General features: G+C 71.4%; 20 protein-coding genes and 1 riboswitch. Of the genes, 5 read left to right on the forward strand and 15 right to left on the reverse strand.

What is annotated here, in order from left to right; translation table 11 throughout:
- Positions 1 to 54: 54 nt before the first annotated feature.
- From OG521_34190 to OG521_34210, 5 genes are all read right to left on the reverse strand, one after another.
- Positions 55 to 897 (reverse strand): SGNH/GDSL hydrolase family protein, encoded by an 843-nt coding sequence (locus OG521_34190; protein WUW25541.1) that lies wholly within the window; start codon positions 895 to 897, stop codon positions 55 to 57.
- 135 nt (positions 898 to 1,032) lie between these two features.
- Entirely contained in the window at positions 1,033 to 2,052 is a 1,020-nt protein-coding gene (locus OG521_34195) for a hemolysin family protein (GenBank protein ID WUW25542.1), read from the reverse strand.
- Positions 2,049 to 3,386: a hemolysin family protein gene (locus OG521_34200; GenBank protein WUW25543.1), complete on the reverse strand. Its 1,338-nt coding sequence runs from the start codon at positions 3,384 to 3,386 to the stop codon at positions 2,049 to 2,051. Before OG521_34200 ends, OG521_34195 begins: the two co-directional genes overlap by 4 nt.
- A gap of 262 nt (positions 3,387 to 3,648) precedes the next feature.
- Entirely contained in the window at positions 3,649 to 4,074 is a 426-nt protein-coding gene (locus tag OG521_34205; GenBank protein ID WUW25544.1) for a GNAT family N-acetyltransferase, read from the reverse strand.
- Positions 4,075 to 4,152: 78 nt separating this feature from the next.
- Positions 4,153 to 5,433 carry a cytochrome P450 gene (locus OG521_34210; GenBank protein WUW25545.1) on the reverse strand — a complete coding sequence of 427 codons (1,281 nt, stop codon included), beginning with the start codon at positions 5,431 to 5,433 and terminating at the stop codon, positions 4,153 to 4,155.
- Between the two features lie 330 nt (positions 5,434 to 5,763).
- Between OG521_34210 and OG521_34215 the strand changes: the two genes are divergently transcribed.
- Entirely contained in the window at positions 5,764 to 5,991 is a 228-nt protein-coding gene (locus OG521_34215; GenBank protein WUW25546.1) for an antitoxin, read from the forward strand.
- A complete protein-coding gene (locus OG521_34220; protein ID WUW25547.1) occupies positions 5,988 to 6,359 on the forward strand; it encodes a fic family toxin-antitoxin system, toxin component in 372 nt (123 codons plus the stop codon). Before OG521_34215 ends, OG521_34220 begins: the two co-directional genes overlap by 4 nt.
- Before the next feature lie 203 nt (positions 6,360 to 6,562).
- Here OG521_34220 and OG521_34225 read toward each other — a convergent pair whose 3' ends face one another.
- The 4 genes from OG521_34225 to bioB form a co-directional block, all read right to left on the reverse strand.
- The gene (locus OG521_34225) at positions 6,563 to 7,261 is read right to left on the reverse strand and encodes a methyltransferase domain-containing protein (GenBank protein WUW25548.1); all 699 of its coding nucleotides are present in this window, start codon (positions 7,259 to 7,261) and stop codon (positions 6,563 to 6,565) included.
- Positions 7,262 to 7,397: 136 nt separating this feature from the next.
- Positions 7,398 to 8,087, reverse strand: coding sequence for a dethiobiotin synthase (gene bioD, locus OG521_34230; GenBank protein WUW25549.1), 690 nt, complete (start codon positions 8,085 to 8,087; stop codon positions 7,398 to 7,400).
- Position 8,088: 1 nt separating this feature from the next.
- On the reverse strand, positions 8,089 to 9,393 hold the full coding sequence (locus OG521_34235) for an adenosylmethionine--8-amino-7-oxononanoate transaminase (protein ID WUW25550.1): 1,305 nt from the start codon (positions 9,391 to 9,393) through the stop codon (positions 8,089 to 8,091).
- Positions 9,386 to 10,636 carry a biotin synthase BioB gene (gene bioB / locus OG521_34240; GenBank protein WUW25551.1) on the reverse strand — a complete coding sequence of 417 codons (1,251 nt, stop codon included), beginning with the start codon at positions 10,634 to 10,636 and terminating at the stop codon, positions 9,386 to 9,388. Before bioB ends, OG521_34235 begins: the two co-directional genes overlap by 8 nt.
- A 143-nt stretch (positions 10,637 to 10,779) precedes the next feature.
- On the opposite strand from bioB, the gene OG521_34245 reads away from it, so the two are divergent.
- Positions 10,780 to 11,922 (forward strand): 8-amino-7-oxononanoate synthase, encoded by a 1,143-nt coding sequence (locus OG521_34245; protein ID WUW25552.1) that lies wholly within the window; start codon positions 10,780 to 10,782, stop codon positions 11,920 to 11,922.
- Positions 11,923 to 11,955: 33 nt separating this feature from the next.
- Here OG521_34245 and OG521_34250 read toward each other — a convergent pair whose 3' ends face one another.
- Both OG521_34250 and OG521_34255 read right to left on the reverse strand, forming a co-directional pair.
- Entirely contained in the window at positions 11,956 to 12,162 is a 207-nt protein-coding gene (locus OG521_34250) for a DUF397 domain-containing protein (protein WUW25553.1), read from the reverse strand.
- 25 nt (positions 12,163 to 12,187) lie between these two features.
- Positions 12,188 to 13,048 (reverse strand): helix-turn-helix domain-containing protein, encoded by an 861-nt coding sequence (locus OG521_34255; protein WUW25554.1) that lies wholly within the window; start codon positions 13,046 to 13,048, stop codon positions 12,188 to 12,190.
- Between the two features lie 209 nt (positions 13,049 to 13,257).
- On the opposite strand from OG521_34255, the gene OG521_34260 reads away from it, so the two are divergent.
- Positions 13,258 to 13,689 carry an ATP-binding protein gene (locus OG521_34260; protein WUW25555.1) on the forward strand — a complete coding sequence of 144 codons (432 nt, stop codon included), beginning with the start codon at positions 13,258 to 13,260 and terminating at the stop codon, positions 13,687 to 13,689.
- An 85-nt stretch (positions 13,690 to 13,774) separates the two neighbouring features.
- Here the strand turns inward: OG521_34260 and OG521_34265 are convergent, their stop codons facing one another.
- A complete protein-coding gene (locus OG521_34265; GenBank protein ID WUW25556.1) occupies positions 13,775 to 14,695 on the reverse strand; it encodes a LysR family transcriptional regulator in 921 nt (306 codons plus the stop codon).
- 72 nt (positions 14,696 to 14,767) lie between these two features.
- Here OG521_34265 and OG521_34270 point away from each other — a divergent pair, with 72 nt between their 5' ends.
- Positions 14,768 to 15,409 carry a LysE family translocator gene (locus OG521_34270; GenBank protein WUW25557.1) on the forward strand — a complete coding sequence of 214 codons (642 nt, stop codon included), beginning with the start codon at positions 14,768 to 14,770 and terminating at the stop codon, positions 15,407 to 15,409.
- A gap of 39 nt (positions 15,410 to 15,448) precedes the next feature.
- On the opposite strand, the gene OG521_34275 is transcribed toward OG521_34270, so the two are convergent.
- From OG521_34275 to OG521_34285, 3 genes are all read right to left on the reverse strand, one after another.
- Positions 15,449 to 15,922 (reverse strand): C40 family peptidase, encoded by a 474-nt coding sequence (locus tag OG521_34275; GenBank protein ID WUW25558.1) that lies wholly within the window; start codon positions 15,920 to 15,922, stop codon positions 15,449 to 15,451.
- Positions 15,923 to 15,925: 3 nt separating this feature from the next.
- A riboswitch (cyclic di-AMP (ydaO/yuaA leader) is annotated at positions 15,926 to 16,121 on the reverse strand.
- Positions 16,122 to 16,426: 305 nt separating this feature from the next.
- Positions 16,427 to 16,735, reverse strand: a complete 309-nt coding sequence (locus OG521_34280; protein WUW25559.1) for a hypothetical protein — start codon at positions 16,733 to 16,735, stop codon at positions 16,427 to 16,429.
- Between the two features lie 7 nt (positions 16,736 to 16,742).
- A complete protein-coding gene (locus OG521_34285; GenBank protein ID WUW25560.1) occupies positions 16,743 to 17,378 on the reverse strand; it encodes an ATP-dependent Clp protease proteolytic subunit in 636 nt (211 codons plus the stop codon).
- Positions 17,379 to 17,443 lie beyond the last annotated feature (65 nt).

Raw genomic sequence — 17,443 nt, forward strand, 5'->3', positions numbered from 1 at the left:
AATGTGGGAGCCGGCAGCCGGGGCTGTGCCCCGCTGCCCTTCTCGGTGGGTCTGCTACTCGTCCGCGTCCAGGCGGCGCCAGGTGGCCACGGGGCCCGGAGCGGCAGCGTCCTCCGGGGTGACCCAGAAGGCCCGTCCCAGCTCGGCGCTGAACTGCGCTCCCGTCCTGCCGTCACCCGACGAGCGTCCGGTCAGGCGCCGCCCGATCCAGGGGAACAGGTGCTGGCGGGCGAACCGCAGGTCGTCGACCCGCCGGGTGGCCCAGCGCGGCGGGACCGCGGAGGGCAGTACCGTCTGCCAGTCGTCCTCCGGCGGCAGCCCCAGCTTCTGCCAGACCGCCTCGGACACCCTCCGGTGCCCCTCGGCGGTCAGGTGGAGACGGTCGACGTCCCACATCCTGGGGTCGCCCAGCACGGCGGACCCGTAAAGATCGACGACGACTGCATCGTGCCGGGCGGCCAGATCGTCGACCAGGGTGAAGAGCTCTTCCATCCGTGGCCGGAAGCGCTCCATCACCGGTCCGTTGCGTCCGGGGCTGCGCATCAGCACGAGCTTCTTGCAGGAGGGAGCGAGGCGCTCCACGGCCTCTTCCATCCGGCCGCGGACCATGCCCATGTCGCACTTGGGCCGCAGGGTGTCGTTCAGGCCGCCGACCAGCGTCACCACGTCCGCCTGCATGGCCGCTGCCACGTCCACCTGCTCGTCCACGATCTGGCCGATGAGCTTCCCGCGCACGGCGAGATTGGCGTAGCGGAATCCGGGGGTGCGGGTGGCAAGCCGGGTGGCAAGGATGTCGGCCCAGCCCCCGTACGAGCCGTCGGGCAGGAGGTCCGACATGCCCTCGGTGAACGAGTCGCCGACCGCGACGAGACTGGTGTATTCGGCATTCATTTCCATGGCGCTGTGATCGTATCGCGGTGCGCTCCACCGCTTGCCGGGAGCCAGTGGCCGCACCGCTCCTGCGCCCGGTCCCGCGCCCTCGGGGGGAGGCGGGACCGGACACCGGCGCCGGGGTGGGTGCCGGGGCCGGGGTCAGCGCGGCTGTGCCCGGCCCACGAGTTCCCGGAGCACGTCCTCCATCGTGACCATGCCGGCCAGCCGGTCGTCCTCGTCGAGAACGGCCGCCAGATGCGTACGGCTGCGGCGGAGAGCGGTCAGTACGTCGTCGAGCGGTGTCGCCGCCCGTACCCGGGCGATGGGCCGCATCGCGGTCACCGGGAACGGCATGTCACGGGGGGTGACGTCGAGGGCGTCCTTCACATGGAGGTAGCCCAGGATCCGCTGTTCGCTGTCCATGACCGGGAATCGAGAGAACCCGGTCTCGGACGAGAGCCGCTCCAGTTCCTCGGGCGTCGTCCCGACCCTCGTGTACATCACCCGGTCCACCGGCAGCACCACGTCCCGCACCGGCCTGCGCCCCAGTTCCAGCGCATGGTGCAGGCGCTCGGCCGCCCTGTCGTCGACCAGTCCCGCGTCGCCGGCGTCCTTGACGAGTCTGGCCAGCTCGTCGTCCGAGAAGGTGGCCGACACCTCGTCCTTTGTCTCCACCCGCAACAGCTTCAGCAGCAAGTTGGCGAAGGCGTTGATCGCGAAGATCACCGGTCGCAGCGCCCGGGCCAGCGTCACCAGCGGAGGCCCGAGCAGCAGAGCGGTGCGCACGGGCTCGGCCAGTGCGATGTTCTTCGGCACCATCTCGCCCAGCAGCATGTGGAGGTACGTGGCCACCGACAGCGCGATCACGAACGAGATCGGATGGACCAGGCCGTGCGGCACGCCCACGGCGTCGAAGAGAGGTTCCAGCAGATGCGCGATGGCGGGCTCGGCCACGATGCCGAGAACCAGGGTGCACAGCGTGATGCCGAGCTGTGCCGCCGCGAGCAGCGCCGACACGTGCTCGAGCCCCCAGATGACGCTTCGTGCCCTCCGGTTCCCCTCTTCGGCCTGCGGTTCGATCTGACTCCGCCGCACGGAGATGAGAGCGAACTCCGCACCGACGAAGAACGCGTTCACGACGAGGGTCATCAGGCCGATGAAAAGCTGTACGGCGGTCATCGCTCGTCCTCCGACGGCTCGTCGGAACCGGGGAGCGGCGCGTGCAGCAGGGCCCGTGCGGCGCGGCGCCCGGAGGCGTCCACCACGTCGAGGCGCCAGCCGGCCAGGTCGATCGAGTCACCGACGGCCGGGATGCGGCCCACCTCTGTGGCGATCAGCCCGGCGAGGGTCTCGTACGGTCCGTCCGGCACTCTCAGGCCGATCCTCTGCAGTTGGTCGGTGCGGGCGGCGCCGTCCGCCGACCACAGGGTGCGTCCGTCGGCGTCCTCGCCGGCCGGTGCGAGGTCGGGAGTCTCATGCGGGTCGTGCTCGTCCCGCACCTCGCCGACGACCTCCTCGACGATGTCCTCGAGCGTCACGACACCCGCTGTGCCTCCGTACTCGTCGATGACGACCGCCATGGCGAGCTTGCCGGACAGCCTGTCCAGCAGCCGGTCCACGGTCAGGGTCTCCGGCACGAGCAGCGGCTCACGCAGCATCTCCGAGACCCGTTTACGGGGCCTCTGCTCCGCGGGGATCGCGAGCACGTCCTTGATGTGGGCCACACCGACGACGGTGTCGAGGCTGCCCCGGTACACGGGGAAGCGGGACAGCCCGGTCGCCCGTGTGGCGTTGGCGACGTCCTCCGCCGTCGCGCGCACCTCCAGCGCGGTGACCTGCACCCGCGGAGTCATGACGTTCTCCGCGGTCAGCTCCGCCAGGTTGAGGGTCCGGACGAAGAGCTCCGCGGTGTCGGCCTCCAGGGCGCCCGCCTTGGCGGAGTGGCGGGCGAGCGCCACCAGCTCCTGCGGGCTGCGGGCGGTGGCCAGCTCCTCCGCCGGTTCGAGGCCGAAGCGGCGCACGATGTGGTTGGCGGTGTTGTTGAGGTGGCTGATGAAGGGCCGGAAGAGAGCGGTGAACGCCCGCTGCGGGGTGGCCACCGTCTTCGCCACGGCGAGTGGCGACGAGATGGCCCAGTTCTTCGGGACGAGCTCACCGACCACCATGAGGAACACGGTGGACAGGGCGGTTCCGATGACGAGAGCCACGGACGACGACACGCTGGGCGACAGCCCGATGGCTTCGACCGGGCCACGGATCAGTTTCGCGATGGACGATTCGGAGAGCATGCCGACCACCAGATTGGTGACGGTGATGCCCAGCTGGGCCCCGGAGAGCTGGAAGGTGAGGCTGCGTACCGCCTTCATGGCGCTGGAGGCGCCCCGTTCCCCCTGCTCCACAGCCCGTTCGAGCTGGCCGCGTTCGACCGTGGTGAGGGAGAACTCCGCCGCGACGAAGGCGCCGCAGGCAAGGGAGAGCAGTACTGCCACGAGCAGCAGAAGCACTTCGGTCATCGGTTCACCTCCGTCCCATGATCGGGCAGGGACTGAAGGATCGCGCGATGTCGGCGATATCGGCTACTGGGAGGCTCGCCCATGGGCGGACGCTCACACCTTTCGTCAGGGTCGTCAGGAGAGACCCCATAGTAAAGGATCGGCAAAGAAGTGTGGTCGAGAGGGCCGCTCCAGCTGCTCGGGCGTCATCCCGACCCTCGGGTACATCACCTGGTCCACCGGTTCCGGCGGCCTGGCCCCTGTCTGCCCCCGGTACGGCTTCCTAGTCCTGGAACGGTTTGATCCAGCGCCGCCAGTGGTCCTCGCGGTGGTAGCCGGCCGCGGCCCATGCGTACTGGGCTCGCTCATTGGCTTCCAGGACCATGGCGTCCGCTCGGCGTCCACCGAGGGCACTGAACCGCTCCTCCACCGCGGCCAGCAGTGCCGTGGAGATGCCCTGCCGGCGGAACCGGGGATGTACGGCCAGCCGGTAGACGGAACACCGCCAGCCGTCGAAGCCGGCGATGACGGTTCCCACGAGCAGACCGTCACGTTCCGCCAGGAGCAGGGCTTCGGGGTCCCGCGTGATGAGGCGGGACACGCCGTCGTGGTCGTCGCTGATGCTGGTTCCCTCTGCCGCCTCGCGCCAGAACCGCAGCACGCTGTCGATGTCGGCGAGGGTGGCGCAGCGCATATGGAGATCACTCATGGGGCGAGCCAAGCAGAGTGTCACTCCGATGGGCGAATGTATTCCGTGCGGGCGCGGGACTGCGTGGGATCCGCCGGCTCAGCGGAGATGCACCGGGAGCGACTCGATGCCGTAGACGATGGACAGCTTCCGGAAGCTGAGCTCCTGCGGCGGCACGGCGAGCCGCATGCCGGGAAAGCGCCGGGCCAGTGCCGGGAAGGCGACACGCAGTTCCATGCGGGCCAGTTCGGCGCCGATGCAGCGGTGGATGCCGTGGCCGAAGGCCAGATGGCCGGCCGGGGTGGCTCGGTGCGGGTCGAAGCCCCCGTCGTCCATGACGTACGACAGATCGCGATTCGCGCCGCTCAGGGAGCAGAGGACCATGTCGCCGCGCGGAATGACCACCCCGGCTATCTCGATGTCCCGACGGGCGAACCGGGGGAAGGCCATCTGGACCGCGGAGAGATAGCGCAGCACCTCTTCGACGAACGGCGGGGTCATTGTGTCGTCCGTTCGCAGACGCTCCAGGACGTCCCTGTTCTGCAGCAGTACGAGGGAGCCGAGAGCGATCGTGCTGGCCGTCGTCTCGAAGCCGCCGGTGAGCACGCCGTCGGCGAGGCCCGCGAGTTCCTCGTCGTCGACGCTGTCCCCGTGCTCCCGCACGATCATGCCGAGCAGACCGTCCCCCGGCTTCTGCCGCTGCGCCCTGACGACCTCCCTGAAGTACTCCAGGGACGCGGACATGGCACCGAAGGGAGCGGTGGTCCCGCCGAAGAGGTCGAAGCGGTCCATGGCCAGCTGCTGGAAGTCGTGCCGGTCGCCGTACGGGACGCCGAGCAGTTCGCAGATGGTGAGGGAGGGGACGGGCAGGGCGAACTCGTGCACCAGGTCGACCGGTCCGCCCGCGGCCTCCATCGCGTCCAGTCGCTCCTCGACGATCGCTTCGATCCGCGGCGTCAGTCGCCGCAGGCGGCGCATGGTGAACTCCGGGGTCAGAATGCGGCGCAACCGTGTGTGGACCGGCGGATCGCTGAATCCGAGCCCGCCGGGGCTCTGCTCGGCGGCGATTCCGGCATTGCCCGCGAGGTTGGCGAAGTCGGTGCTGAACCCGTCGGCGGAGCCGAGCACGGCCTTCGACTCCTCATAGCCGGTGACCACCCAGGCGTCCATGCCGAACGGCAGGGTGACCTTGGAGACCGGGGCCTCCGCCCGGGTCGCGGCCAGACGCTTCACGGGATCCAGGCCGTCGCGGCGCAGGAGCATCAGCAACTCCTCGGGGAGCAGCCTGATCGTGGAGGAGCCGATTCCGTGCCGCTGGATCCTGGCCAGGTAGGTGCGCCCGAGCCGGGCGGTGATTCGGGAACGGAACGTCGTACTCAATGTGCACTCCATGAGTCGTCGCGAGATCTGGTCGGTTGGCGGGCGTGCGCCGCCAGGACGTGGCCGACTGCGCTGACTTCGGCTTCCTGACCAGGAATTATGACCACCTGTTCTATGGAGGGGGCGGTCGGGTGCGGTATCCGTCGCTCATGCTTCGACGGTACGGGCGCGAGCGCCTCGACGCCTGGGGCGGACGGGTGCCGCGATATGCCAGGTGGCCGGGGTGCTGCGGCCCCGTGGGGCGCTCGGCCGGGCCGATTCCGGCCACGGGTTTCCCCCGCCGGTCCGCTCCTCTTGCCGGTGCTAGCAATCCCGCGCTAGCGTGATGAAGTGCCCAAGACTCAGCTGAACGTTCGAGTGGACGAGGCCACCGCCGAGGCCGCGCGGCAGCGCGCGCTCCAAAGGGGGATGAGCGTGAACCGCTACATAGAGGAGCTCGTCAAACAGGACGCGGGCGAGGTCGGCCATACATTCGTCGAGGCCGCCGCCGATTTCATGAAGCAGTACGAATCGGTGTTCGCCGAGGAGTTCGGCCCGGAGCGCAAAGGGACCCGTTGAACCTCCGGATTCACCTCTCCTGGCTGCTCATGGTCGCGGAGCACAAGACGCCCGGTGATCCCCAGGTCACCGACTGGGGCGCGCTGGTCGCCGCGGTCGCACGGCACGAGGCGGAGATCTTCGGCAGTCCCGTCTACAGCGACCCGCACTCCAGGGCGGCCGCACTGCTGCAGCTGCTGCTGCACGTGCCCGCGCTGGAGCGGTCCAACGCGATGTTCGCGTCCGCCGTCGCCTACGGATACCTCGTCGCGTCGGGGCTGAAGGTCATCACCTCGCCCGAACAGGTGCGTGACCTGGCGTTGCTGGTCAAGGAGGGCAAGGCGGACGTCCGGGCCATCGCCGACGAGCTCCGTCAGTGGAGCCTGTGACCCGGGAGACCCGGGTGATACCTGGGTGACCCGGGTGATACCTGGGTGACCCGGGTGATACCTGGGTGACCCGAGCGACCCGGGCGCCTTCCGGCGGCAGCGGAGCGCGCCGGGACGGGTCCCGGCCGCCCGGCCGCGAAAGCCGTGTGCAAGTCCCCGCGTGCCGGACTGCGGCCGTCATACATGAGCGCCCCGCAAAGCCGTCAGCGGAGGCCCTGCCGTCCCCGGTCCACCACGGCCGACCGCCGTGCCACGCCCAGCACGCACGAGGACGTGGGGAGCCGGATTCCGCGCTCCGGCAGATTGACCCTGCGGTACGTCTCGACGACGAACCCGGCCGCCTCGATGGCGGCCAGCGCGTCGCGCGAGGTGTGACAGCCCCCGGCCACCCGCGGCCACACGGTCCGGTCCAGCGCCCGCTGGGTGGCGGCCATGAACCGGCCGTCGGCCCGCACGTGCTCGAAGAAGCGCAGCTCACCCCCCGGCCGCACGACACGCCGGATCTCGGCGAGCGACTGCTGCACGTCGCGTACGGTGCACAGCACGAGCGAGGCCACGGCCCCGTCGAACGCCTCGCTCTTCACCGGAAGCGCCTCCGCCGTACCGGGCACCACATCCACCGGGATTCCGGCCCGCAGGGCGGACCGCACCGCCAACTGCCGCAGCATGCGCTCGGGTTCGATCGCCACCACCTCGGACACCGCCGGCGGGTAGTGGGCGAAGTTCAGACCGTTGCCCGCGCCGATCTCGATGACCCGCCCCGACAGTCCGGACAGCAGCTCCGCCCTTACGGCGGCCAGGCCTCCGGCGGACTCCGCGGCCACGCTCAGCCGGGCGTAGCACCGGGCGAAGACGGGGTGGTGCACCGCATCCTGCGGGATCTTCGTGCTCCGCAACCGCATGACGGACCTCCTCGACGGGCCGGTCCGAGGGGGCCGGCGCGACGGTGTACGCCGCGTGCGGGACCGCTCGGCCGGAAAGGTTCGGCTATCTCGATTCTGCCCCGTCGGCGCGGCCCCGTCCTGCGCCGCACACCGCTCAGTCGGGCATCCGGGTCCCGCCCAGCCGCCCGTCCAGCCAACTTCCGGCCCTGGCACGGAAGTCCGCGGGATCCAGCGCTCCCGCACCCGCCGGGACGACGCCCAGCAGCGGCGCGTCCGCGGCCACCGGGAGGTCCGCCAGATTGCAGCGTTCCGCCAGGTCCGGTTCGGCGGGCATGCTGCCGACCACCACACCGAGGCAGCCGAGCCCCCGGGCGCGCAGCGCCTCCGAGGTCAGCGCCGTGGAGTTGAGCGTGCCGAGCCCGGCCGGTGCCACCACCAGCACCGGAGCCGCCAGCAGCCGGGCGGCGTCCGCCAGGGTCGCACCCTCGTCGTCGAACCGTACGAGCAGGCCGCCCGCACCCTCGACGAGCACCAGATCGTGGTCGGTCGACAGCTTCTCGGCGGCCTCGGCGACCTCGAACGGACGGACCGGTGCCATGGCGGCCCGACGGGCGGCCGTGGCAGGGGCCAACGGCTCCGGGAAACGGGCCAGTTCGACCGCCGTCACATGCCGGCCCGCGAGCCGCGCGACCTCTGCGGCGTCGCCCGGTTCGCCCGGCTCCAGACCCGTCTGGGCGGGCTTGAGCACCGCCACCCGGCGGCCGGCGGACGCGGCCGCCACCGCCGCGGTCACGATCGTCTTGCCGATCTCGGTGCCCGTCCCCGTCACCACGAGAATGTTCATCTCAGCCCTCCCGCGCCGCAGCGCACACGGCGCGGCAGATCCGCGCCACATCGTCGTCACCGGTGACATACGGCGGCATGGTGTAGACGAGATCGCGGAACGGCCGCAGCCACACGCCCTCGCGCACCGCCGCCCGCGTCGCGGCCTCCATGTCCACCTCGTGATCGAGCTGGACGACACCGATGGCGCCCAGCACCCGCACATCGCGGACCCCGGGCAGTTCCTCCGCCGGGGCCAGACCGTCGCGCAGACCCGCCCCGATCCGCTTGACCTCCCGCTCCCAGTCCTGGCCCAGCAGCAGGTCGATGGAGGCGCAGGCCACCGCCGATGCGAGCGGATTGCCCATGAACGTCGGCCCGTGGGCGAGCACCGGCACCTCGCCGCGCGAGATGCCGTCGGCCACCGCGGTCGTGCACAGGGTCGCCGCCATCGTCAGATAACCGCCGGTCAGAGCCTTGCCCACGCACATCACGTCGGGTGCGACGCCGGCGTGCTCGGCGGCGAACAGCTTGCCCGTGCGTCCGAAACCCGTCGCGATCTCGTCGAACACCAGCAGGACGCCGTGCGCGTCGCAGGCCTCGCGCAGGACGCGCAGATAGCCGGGCGAGTGGAAGCGCATCCCGCCCGCCCCCTGCACCACGGGTTCCACGATCACCGCGGCCAGCTCGTCGGCGTGCCGGGCGATGAGCTCCCGCAGGTGCGTCGCGTAGGCGGCGTCCGGCTCCGCGTCGAAGCCGGCCGGCGGCTCGTCGGCGAAGACCTGGCGCGGCAGCGCACCCGACCAGAGTTCGTGCATGCCGCCTTCGGGGTCGCACACCGACATCGGCTGCCAGGTGTCCCCGTGGTACCCGCCGCGCCAGGTCAGCAGCCGTTGCTTGGCCGGTCTGCCGGCCGAGCGCCAGTACTGGAGGCACATCTTCACGGCGACCTCGACGGACACGGAGCCGGAGTCGGCGAGGAAGACGTGCTGCAACGGCTCCGGAGTGATCTCGACCAGCCGGGCGGCCAGCCGTACGGCGGGCTCGTGCGTGAGCCCGCCGAACATCACATGGCTCATCCGGTCCAGCTGGCCGCGTGCCGCCTCGTTCAGCACCGGGTGGTTGTACCCGTGCACGGCCGACCACCACGACGACATGCCGTCGACCAACTCGTGCTGCCCGTGGGCGGGTTCGGCGAGCCGGAGGCGCACCCCGGACGCGGACTCCACGACCAGCGGTTCCTGCCGGCCCGGCATGGGGCCGTACGGATGCCAGACATGGGCCCGGTCCAGGGCGCGCAGGCCCGCCGGGGAGAGCGGCTCAGGCATTGGGTGCGAGATCCGTCCCCGCGCCGCGGCGGCGGACCGCCACCAGGTCGGTGCGTGCTCCCGGAACCTCCGCCTCCTGCGCGGCGACCGCCTCGGGGGCATCGCCGCAGGGCGCGCATCCGCCGGAGTGCGAACCGCACCCGCTCTGCGCCCCCGCGCCCGCGTCGGCGTGCGATCCGCAGCCGCCGCCCGTCTCCGAACCTCCGGCGGCGTGCGATCCGCAGCCGGCTCCGGCGTCCGCGCGGTGGCGGGGGAGCGTCGTCGTGCCGGCGCCCTCCACCTCGAAGCCCGCGTCCGCGATCATGTCGAGGTCGGCCTGTCCCGCCTGGCCCTCACTGGTCAGGTAGTCGCCCAGGAAGATCGAGTTGACCAGGTGCAGGGCCAGCGGCTGCATCGAGCGCAGATGCACCTCGCGGCCGCCCGCGAGCCGTACCTCCACGTCCGGGCAGACGAACCGCACCATCGCCAGGATCCGCAGGCAGCGCTGCGGCGTCAGGTTCCACTCCTTGGCGAGCGGGGTTCCCTCGAACGGGATGAGGAAGTTGACGGGCACCGAGTCCGGGTCGAGGTCGCGCAGGGCGAACACCACGTCGACCAGGTCGGTGTCGCTCTCGCCCATGCCCGCGATGAGCCCGGAGCAGGCGGAGAGCCCGGCGGCCTGCGCCTGGTGCACCGTCTCGACGCGGTCCGCGTAGGTGTGGGTGGTGGTGATCTCCCCGTACGTCCCCTCGGACGTGTTGAGGTTGTGGTTGTAGGCGTCCGCGCCCGCCGACCGCAGCCGGCCCGCCTGGCCCTCGGAGAGCAGACCGAGACAGGCGCACACCTCGACGCCCTCGTTCTGTTCCTTGATCGCCTCGATGGTCTGCGACACCCGGTCGACGTCGCGGTCGGTCGGGCCCCGGCCGCTGGCGACCAGGCAGACGCGCTTGGCGCCGCCGGCCACACCGGCCGCCGCAGCCTTCGACGCCTCGTCCGGCTTCAGCCAGGTGTACTTGAGGATCTCGGCCTTGGAGCCCAGCCGCTGGGAGCAGTACGAGCAGTCCTCGGGGCAGAGCCCGGACTTCAGATTGACCAGATAGTTGAGTTTCACCCGCCGCCCGAACCACTGACGGCGCACCTTTCCGGCCGCGGCCACCACGTCGAGCAGTTCGTCGTCCGGGGTCGCCAGTACGGCGAGCGCTTCTTCACGGGTCGGCAGCTCGCGCCGCAGCCCCTTGTCCACCAGCGTGTTCAGGAGGTCCATGGCGATGATCCTGACGCACGGCACCGCCCCGAGCCAAGGAGGAACCGGACAACAGAGCCCGTAGAGGGTGTGTGCATTGCCACACCATGCCCGGCTGCGCCCCCGGTTAGGGTCTGTGAGCTGCCTACAAAAGGGACCCGCCCATGTCCTTCGCCCCGTTCGACTGGATCGACGAGGAGGCGCGCCGCCGCGCGGACGCCGGACTCGTCCGTACGCTCCGGCCGCGGTCCGCCGAACCGGAACTGCTGGACCTCGCGAGCAACGACTACCTCGGCCTGACCCGGCATCCGGAGGTGACCGAGGCGGCCGCCGACGCGGCGCGCCGCTGGGGTGGTGGCGCCACCGGCTCCCGGCTGGTCACCGGTTCCACCGCGCTGCACGCCGAGCTGGAACACGAACTGGCCGAATTCTGCGGTTTCGAGGCCGCACTGGTGCTGTCCTCGGGCTACGCCGCCAACCTCGCGGCGCTCACCGCCCTGACCGCCCGGGGCTCCCTGATCGTCTCGGACGCGGGCAACCACGCCTCGATCGTCGACGGCTGCCGGCTCTCGCGTGCCGAGACCGCCGTCGTGCCGCACGCCGACCCCGAGGCGGTGCGCAAGACCCTGCACACGCACCGGGGCAGGGCGCTGGCGGTCACCGACTCGGTCTTCTCGGTCGACGGGGACGCCGCACCGCTGGCCGAACTGGCCGCGGCCTGTCGTGCCGAGGACGCGGCTCTGCTCGTCGACGACGCGCACGGCCTGGGCGTACTCGGGGACGGCGGCCGTGGCGCGCTCGCCGCGGTCGGTCTGGCCGGCGGCGACGGCATCGTCACCACGCTCACCCTCTCCAAGTCCCTGGGCAGCCAGGGCGGGGCGGTGCTGGGACCGGCCCGTGTCATCGACCACCTGGTCAACACCGCCCGGACGTTCATCTTCGACACCGGGCTCGCACCGGCCGCCGTCGGCGCCGCCTTGGGCAGCCTGCGACTGCTGCGCCGGGAACCGGGACGTGCGGACCGGGCCCGCACGGTCGCCACCGCGCTGTACGAGCAGCTGACCGGAGCCGGTCTGACCGCTGTCCGCCCCGACGCGGCCGTGGTCTCCGTGCGCGCGCCCTCCGCCGATGCCGCCGTGCGCTGGGCGGCGGACTGCCGGGCGGCCGGCATGGCGGTCGGCTGCTTCCGGCCGCCGTCCGTGCCGGACGGCATCTCCCGGCTGAGGCTGACCGCGCGCGCCGATCTCACGGATGAGCAGATCGCCCGTGCGGTGGCGACGATCCGGCGGACGGCACCGGCCGGCTGACCGGCCCGGCGGCCGGTCGGGGCCGGGACGGGCTCAGCCGACGGCACCGCCGTTCAGGGCGGAGACGAACGACGTCCAGGCCGCTGCGGAGAACTGCAGCGGCCGCATGGACACGTCCTTCGAGTCGCGTACGGCCAGCCGCCGGCCGGCGAACGGTGCGGCTTCCACGCAGTTGTTCATTCCCGTGCTGCGGCTGCTGCGCCGCCACCGTAACGCGTGCTGTGCGAGGCAATCCGACATGACGCCCCCCTCGGGCAGTCCGGGGTCACTGACCGGCGCGGTCGATTGCGGCGATCAGGTCCAACGAGTGCTCCGGCGACAGCGCGTGTGCCTGCAGCGTGCGGAAGGCCGAGCTGTACGCCTCGAGGTCTTCTTTCCGCTCCAGGTAGAGGCTACTCGTCAAATGGTCGAGAACGACCACATCCAGATCAGAAGTGTTCGGAAATGAGAAGATAACGAAAGGTCCCGTGAGTCCCACATAGCCGCCGACCGAGAACGGCAGCAACTGAAGCTGTACGTGCGGGAGTTGGGCGATGCGGCTGAGGTGGCGGAGCTGTTCCCGCATCACCCGCCGGCCACCGACCTCCCGCCGCAGCACCGCCTCGTCGAGCACCGCGCTCAGCCGCAGCGGCGGATCGCTCCGCAGCACCCCCTGGCGGGCCAGCCGCACCTCCACGAGCGAGTCCAACTGGCCGGCCGGCAGCCCGTCGAGGGAGGCACGGGTCACCGCGCGGGCGTAGTCGGCGGTCTGCAACAGGCCGGGCACCACCGATGTCTCCAGCGTGCGCGCCGTGCGCGCCTGCGATTCCAGGCTGATGAAGTCGCGGTACTGGGGCGGGATCAGGCCCCGGTAGGCGTGCCACCAGCCCGCGCCTCCGCCGCCCGCCGAACCGGCCAGCGCCTCCAGGACCTCGCGAAGCTTCGGGTCGTGCATGCCGTACGCGTCCAGCAGCCGCGTCACATCGCCGGGCCGCACTCCGCTGACACCGGTCTCGATCCGGCTGACCTTCGACTGGTGCCAGCCGAGCAGCCGCGCCGCGTCCCGGCTGGTGAGTCCCGACGCATGGCGCAGACTCCGCAGCTCCTCCCCGAGCTTGCGGCGTCGCACCGCAGGGCCGTGCTGCATGTGATGCCTCCCTCCCACTCCCCGCCGAGCGGACAGTTTGGCGCCCGCGCGGGGTGTCCGGGGCAGAGTTCACCGCTTTGAGCGACAGATATATGCATATCTTGGTGGATCGCCGTCACCGAGGGCAGCATCAGTGGCAATCTGGCGCGAAGCACAACCCGGACCGTCGATCGCGGGGTCGCTACCGGGTGGGAAAGGGACGGCTCGCCATGGCAGACCACCAAGAAGCAAGCGTCACTCTGCCGAGCGAGCCGGTATCGGTGTCCGCGGCCCGGCGGTACGTGGCCCGGGTGCTGGCCGAATGGGGACTGCCCGACGGCACGGAGACGGCCGAGACCGTCCGGCTCATCGTCTCGGAGCTCGCGACCAACGCCGTCCAGCACACCTTCGGACAGTCGCCCACCTTCACCGTGGACATCCGCCTGGAGCGGGAGGAGCAGCTGCGGCTCGGGGTGACGGACAGTCACCCGCGCTGGCCGCAGCGGCTCCCCGCGGCCGTCCAGCAGGACAACGGCCGCGGGATGGTGATCATTCGTGCGCTGGCCAAGGAGTACGGCGGCCGGCTGACCGTCACCCCCACTGCCGACGGCGGCAAGACCGTCTGGATCGCGCTGCCTTGGCACGTTCCCGTCCAGCAGTGAGCCCGCCGCGTGGCCCGGCCCGGCCACGGTCCTGGCGCCGTCTCCTTCGCCGTCTCTGCCGCTGCCCCGCAGTGGCCCGTCCCGGTCACTGCGGTACGGACCCCGCCCTCCCGAAACCGCTCCGCAGGAGCGCCCGCAGCGTGGCCGCCGCGGCGCTCGACCGGTCGCCGCGGTGGACCACGGAGATCGTCCGGCGGAACGCGGCCGGCTCCAGCCGGCGTACCGACAGGGGTGTCGGCGACATCGCCGCGACCATCTCGGGCACCACCGCCATCCCGATGCCCGCGCTGACCAGGGCGCACACCAGCGCGTAGCCGGGCGACTCGCAGACCACCGCCGGCAGCGCCCCCGCCTCGGCGAGTGCGCTCTCCACCCCGCGCCGCGGCGGATGGGTGGGCGCGCTGCTGATCAGGGGCCGGCCCGCGAGGTCCGTCACCGGGAGCCGGCCGCTGCCGTCGGCCAGGACCTGCCCGACGGCCGTGATCAGCACCAGTTCCTCGATCAGGAGCGGTTCGGCCAGGACGCCCGAGGGCAGCGTCGTCGCCGCGGCCGGTTCGTACGCATGGGTCAGCGCCAGATCCACCTCGCCCGCCGCCACCGCGGTCACCCCGTCCGGCGGCTCGTAGTCGGTGACGATCAGCTCCACGTCCGGGTGCGCGCGGCGGAACGCGCTCAGGACCGGGGGCAGCAGATGGATGCCCGCCGTGGTGAACGTGCCGACCCGCAGACGCCCGCCGGAGAGTCCGGCGAGACGCGCCAGCTCATGACGGGCCTGCTCCATCTCGTCGAGGACCCGCCGGGCCCGCCCGGCCAGCAGCTCGCCCGCCGCCGTGAGGCGGGCGCCGCGGTGATGGCGCACCAGCAGCGCTGCCCCCGCCTCCCGCTCCAGTTTGGCGAGCTGCTGGGACAGGGCGGGAGCGGTGTATCCCAGGCGGGCGGCGGCCCGCGTGATCGAACCGGCCTCCGCGACCGCCACCAGCGCCGCGAGCCGTGTCGGGTCGTACATTAAGCGTTCCTTTTGGCAGACCCAGAAGATTGCAAGTACACGCTAAAGGCTTACGGGGTCCAGTGTGGAGCCATGGACGCACAACTGACCGCCTTCGTCGGCGTCGCCGCCGGCATGGTCGCGCTGCCCGGCGCGGACTTCACCGTCGTCGTACGCAACGCCCTCGCCTCGCGGTCGGCGGGAGTGGCGACGGCTCTCGGGGTCGCCGGCGGCCTCCTCGTCCACACCGCGCTCGCCGTCGCCGGGCTGGCCGCCGTGCTGGTGGCGGTACCCGTGCTGTTCCGGACGGTCCAGCTCCTCGGCGGCGCGTACGTGCTCTACCTGGGCATCGGGGCCCTGCTCGCGGCCCGGCGCCGGCCGGAACCGGGCAGCGGGCCGGAGGAGGAGACCGGTGCGCGGGCCACGAAGGGAACCGGGCAGGCGCTGCGCCAGGGCTTCCTCACCAACGCACTGAACCCCAAGGCGCCCGTGCTCTTCCTGAGCCTGCTGCCGCAGTTCGTGCCGGACGGGGCCGCGCCCCTGCCCAGAACGCTGCTGCTGGCCGCGATCGTCGTGTTGCTGGCGCTGATCTGGTTCCCGGCCGTGGCGCTCCTGGTGGACCGCCTGGGGCGGTGGCTGCGCCGGCCGCGTACCGCCCGGGCGATCGAGGGCGGCAGCGGCGCGGCACTCACCGCACTGGGGCTGGTCCTGGTGACCGGTCCGCTGCTGCGCTGACGCGCGGGCGGGACCGGGGGCCGGGACGGAGCAGGGGCCTCAGCGGACCCGCCCGTAGTAGACGCTCTTCGTCCAGATCTTCTCCAGGCGGACCACGGCCCCGGTCTTGGGCGAGTGCCAGATCTTGCCGCTGCCCGCGTAGATGCCGACGTGGTAGATGCTGCGGCCGGAGTGGAAGAAGACCAGATCGCCGCGTTGCCGCTTGGCGGACGAGATGTGGCGGGTCTTGTTGTACTGCTGCTGGGCCGTGCGAGGGAGCTTCTTGCCCACCTTCTTGAACGAATAGAGCGTCAGGCCGGAACAGTCGAAGCGGCTGGGGCCGGTGGCCCCCCACCGGTAGGGCGCCCCCTTCTTCGACGCGGCGATGTTGAGCGCCTTCATCGAATGGGTCGCGGCCTGGGCGTCGGTCACGACGCCGGGAACGAACAGCGTGCCGCCGACGGCGGCGAGTGTCATCACCGAAGCCGTGGTGGCCCGGGCGAGCAGAGACGGGACATGAACCTGCGCAGTCATGCGCAACCCTTCGTCAGCCGCCTGTGAAGGATGACCTGTCGGGTTCGGGCTGGCGAAGTCGCCCGGCCGCGGATGCGGCTTCACCCCGAGGGACGACCGGAAGTCCGGTCGGCCCGTTGTGCTCGGGTCCTCCACTCCTGCCGATCCACTCCTGTCGACCAGGCATCCGGGCGGCGGCAGGACTCGGCGTCCGCCCGGACCGCCCCGCCGCGGTGGCGGGGGCTTGTCGTCCCAGGGATCTTGACTCACCGGGTGCCGGATTTCCGAGGTGAAACGGCGATATGTGAGGCTCATCACGACTGGCCCGTTCGGGTGGACAGGTGAAGTTCAGGTGGATCGCCCGAGTCCGTCGGCCGGTGCCGTACCAGCGACGGAACGGGAGATTTCACCCACTGTCCACCTTGAAAACGCAAATCGAGTTGTCCCTCGTGCGAAGTAACGCCTACGCCGAACGAGCGAGAAAATCTGATCCGCCAGCCGGGCGTGTCGACGCCGGGGAGTTGATCAACTCGGCGGGTCGGGCGGCACGGTGACGCGTCCGGCGCGCCGCTCGCCGTCCAGCAGGCGCAACGCCCGGGTCAACGTGGCTGCGTGGATCTGGGCTTCGCCCCGCTCGTGCATCAACGCGAGGGCGTCCCGCAGCGCGGCCGCGTACGAGGCGAGCGCCTGGGCGGCGCGCAGGGCGCCGTACGTGTCGCCGCCGTGGGACGGATTGATCCGGCCCACCTGGTCGAGGACTTGCAGGTAGCGGTCGATGAACTCGCCCTCGGCACGGGTCAGGGCGGGCAGCGGCGGGAACTCCGGTGGCTGCATCGGCACTTCACCGCGCGGGGCGGGGCGGCAGCGAAAGGTCGCGGTTCTGCACGATGTGGTCGACCAGTCCGTAGGCCTTGGCGCCCTCGGCGTCGAGGATGAGATCGCGCTCGGTGTCGGCGTCGATCTCCTCGGCGGGGCGGCCCGTGTGACGGGCCAGCATGCCGGTCAGGGTCTCGCGCATCCGGGCCAGTTCCCGCGCCTCGATCTCCAGGTCGGAGGGCTGTCCCTGTACCGGCTCGGCGAGTTCGGGCTGCTGCACCACGACACGGGCGCCGGGGAGGGCGTGCCGCCGCCCAGGCGCGCCCGCGGCGAGCAGGACGGCGGCGCCTGCCCCCGCCTGGCCGAGGCAGAAGGTCTCCACCTCGCAGGTGAGGTACGCCATCGTGTCGTAGACGGCGGTCATGGCGCCGAACGAGCCGCCGGGAGAGTTGATGTAGAGCGAGATGGGCCGGTCCGGGGCGTCGTGCTCCAGGTACATGAACTGCGCGACCAGGTCGTTGGCCGCGACGTCGTCGACCGGCGTCCCGAGGAAGACGACCCGCTCGGCCAGCAGCTTGGAGTACGGATCGAGGGTGCGGGTGCCCTGGGCCGTGCGCTCGGTGAACTCGGGCAGGACGTGACGGGCGGCGGGGCGGTACATGGTGTGGCCTCTCCTCCGGGCGCACGGGGGCCGGGAAGGCACCCGCGCACGCTTCTGTAAAAAAT

This window comes from Streptomyces sp. NBC_01463 (assembly GCA_036227345.1).
GTDB lineage: Bacteria > Actinomycetota > Actinomycetes > Streptomycetales > Streptomycetaceae > Streptomyces.

What these genes read in the sequence shown, in the direction of transcription:
- OG521_34250 (WUW25553.1), bottom strand. Translation starts at nt 12,162, where the DNA reads ATGTCGGATTGCCTCGCACAGCACGCGTTACGGTGGCGGCGCAGCAGC.
- OG521_34190 (WUW25541.1), bottom strand. Translation starts at nt 897, where the DNA reads ATGGAAATGAATGCCGAATACACCAGTCTCGTCGCGGTCGGCGACTCG.
- OG521_34225 (WUW25548.1), bottom strand. Translation starts at nt 7,261, where the DNA reads ATGCGGTTGCGGAGCACGAAGATCCCGCAGGATGCGGTGCACCACCCC.
- OG521_34255 (WUW25554.1), bottom strand. Translation starts at nt 13,048, where the DNA reads ATGCAGCACGGCCCTGCGGTGCGACGCCGCAAGCTCGGGGAGGAGCTG.
- OG521_34280 (WUW25559.1), bottom strand. Translation starts at nt 16,735, where the DNA reads ATGCAGCCACCGGAGTTCCCGCCGCTGCCCGCCCTGACCCGTGCCGAG.
- bioB (WUW25551.1), bottom strand. Translation starts at nt 10,636, where the DNA reads ATGGACCTCCTGAACACGCTGGTGGACAAGGGGCTGCGGCGCGAGCTG.
- OG521_34275 (WUW25558.1), bottom strand. Translation starts at nt 15,922, where the DNA reads ATGACTGCGCAGGTTCATGTCCCGTCTCTGCTCGCCCGGGCCACCACG.
- OG521_34265 (WUW25556.1), bottom strand. Translation starts at nt 14,695, where the DNA reads ATGTACGACCCGACACGGCTCGCGGCGCTGGTGGCGGTCGCGGAGGCC.
- bioD (WUW25549.1), bottom strand. Translation starts at nt 8,087, where the DNA reads ATGAACATTCTCGTGGTGACGGGGACGGGCACCGAGATCGGCAAGACG.
- OG521_34200 (WUW25543.1), bottom strand. Translation starts at nt 3,386, where the DNA reads ATGACCGAAGTGCTTCTGCTGCTCGTGGCAGTACTGCTCTCCCTTGCC.
- OG521_34245 (WUW25552.1), top strand. Translation starts at nt 10,780, where the DNA reads ATGTCCTTCGCCCCGTTCGACTGGATCGACGAGGAGGCGCGCCGCCGC.
- OG521_34235 (WUW25550.1), bottom strand. Translation starts at nt 9,393, where the DNA reads ATGCCTGAGCCGCTCTCCCCGGCGGGCCTGCGCGCCCTGGACCGGGCC.
- OG521_34205 (WUW25544.1), bottom strand. Translation starts at nt 4,074, where the DNA reads ATGAGTGATCTCCATATGCGCTGCGCCACCCTCGCCGACATCGACAGC.
- OG521_34270 (WUW25557.1), top strand. Translation starts at nt 14,768, where the DNA reads ATGGACGCACAACTGACCGCCTTCGTCGGCGTCGCCGCCGGCATGGTC.
- OG521_34285 (WUW25560.1), bottom strand. Translation starts at nt 17,378, where the DNA reads ATGTACCGCCCCGCCGCCCGTCACGTCCTGCCCGAGTTCACCGAGCGC.
- OG521_34260 (WUW25555.1), top strand. Translation starts at nt 13,258, where the DNA reads ATGGCAGACCACCAAGAAGCAAGCGTCACTCTGCCGAGCGAGCCGGTA.
- OG521_34195 (WUW25542.1), bottom strand. Translation starts at nt 2,052, where the DNA reads ATGACCGCCGTACAGCTTTTCATCGGCCTGATGACCCTCGTCGTGAAC.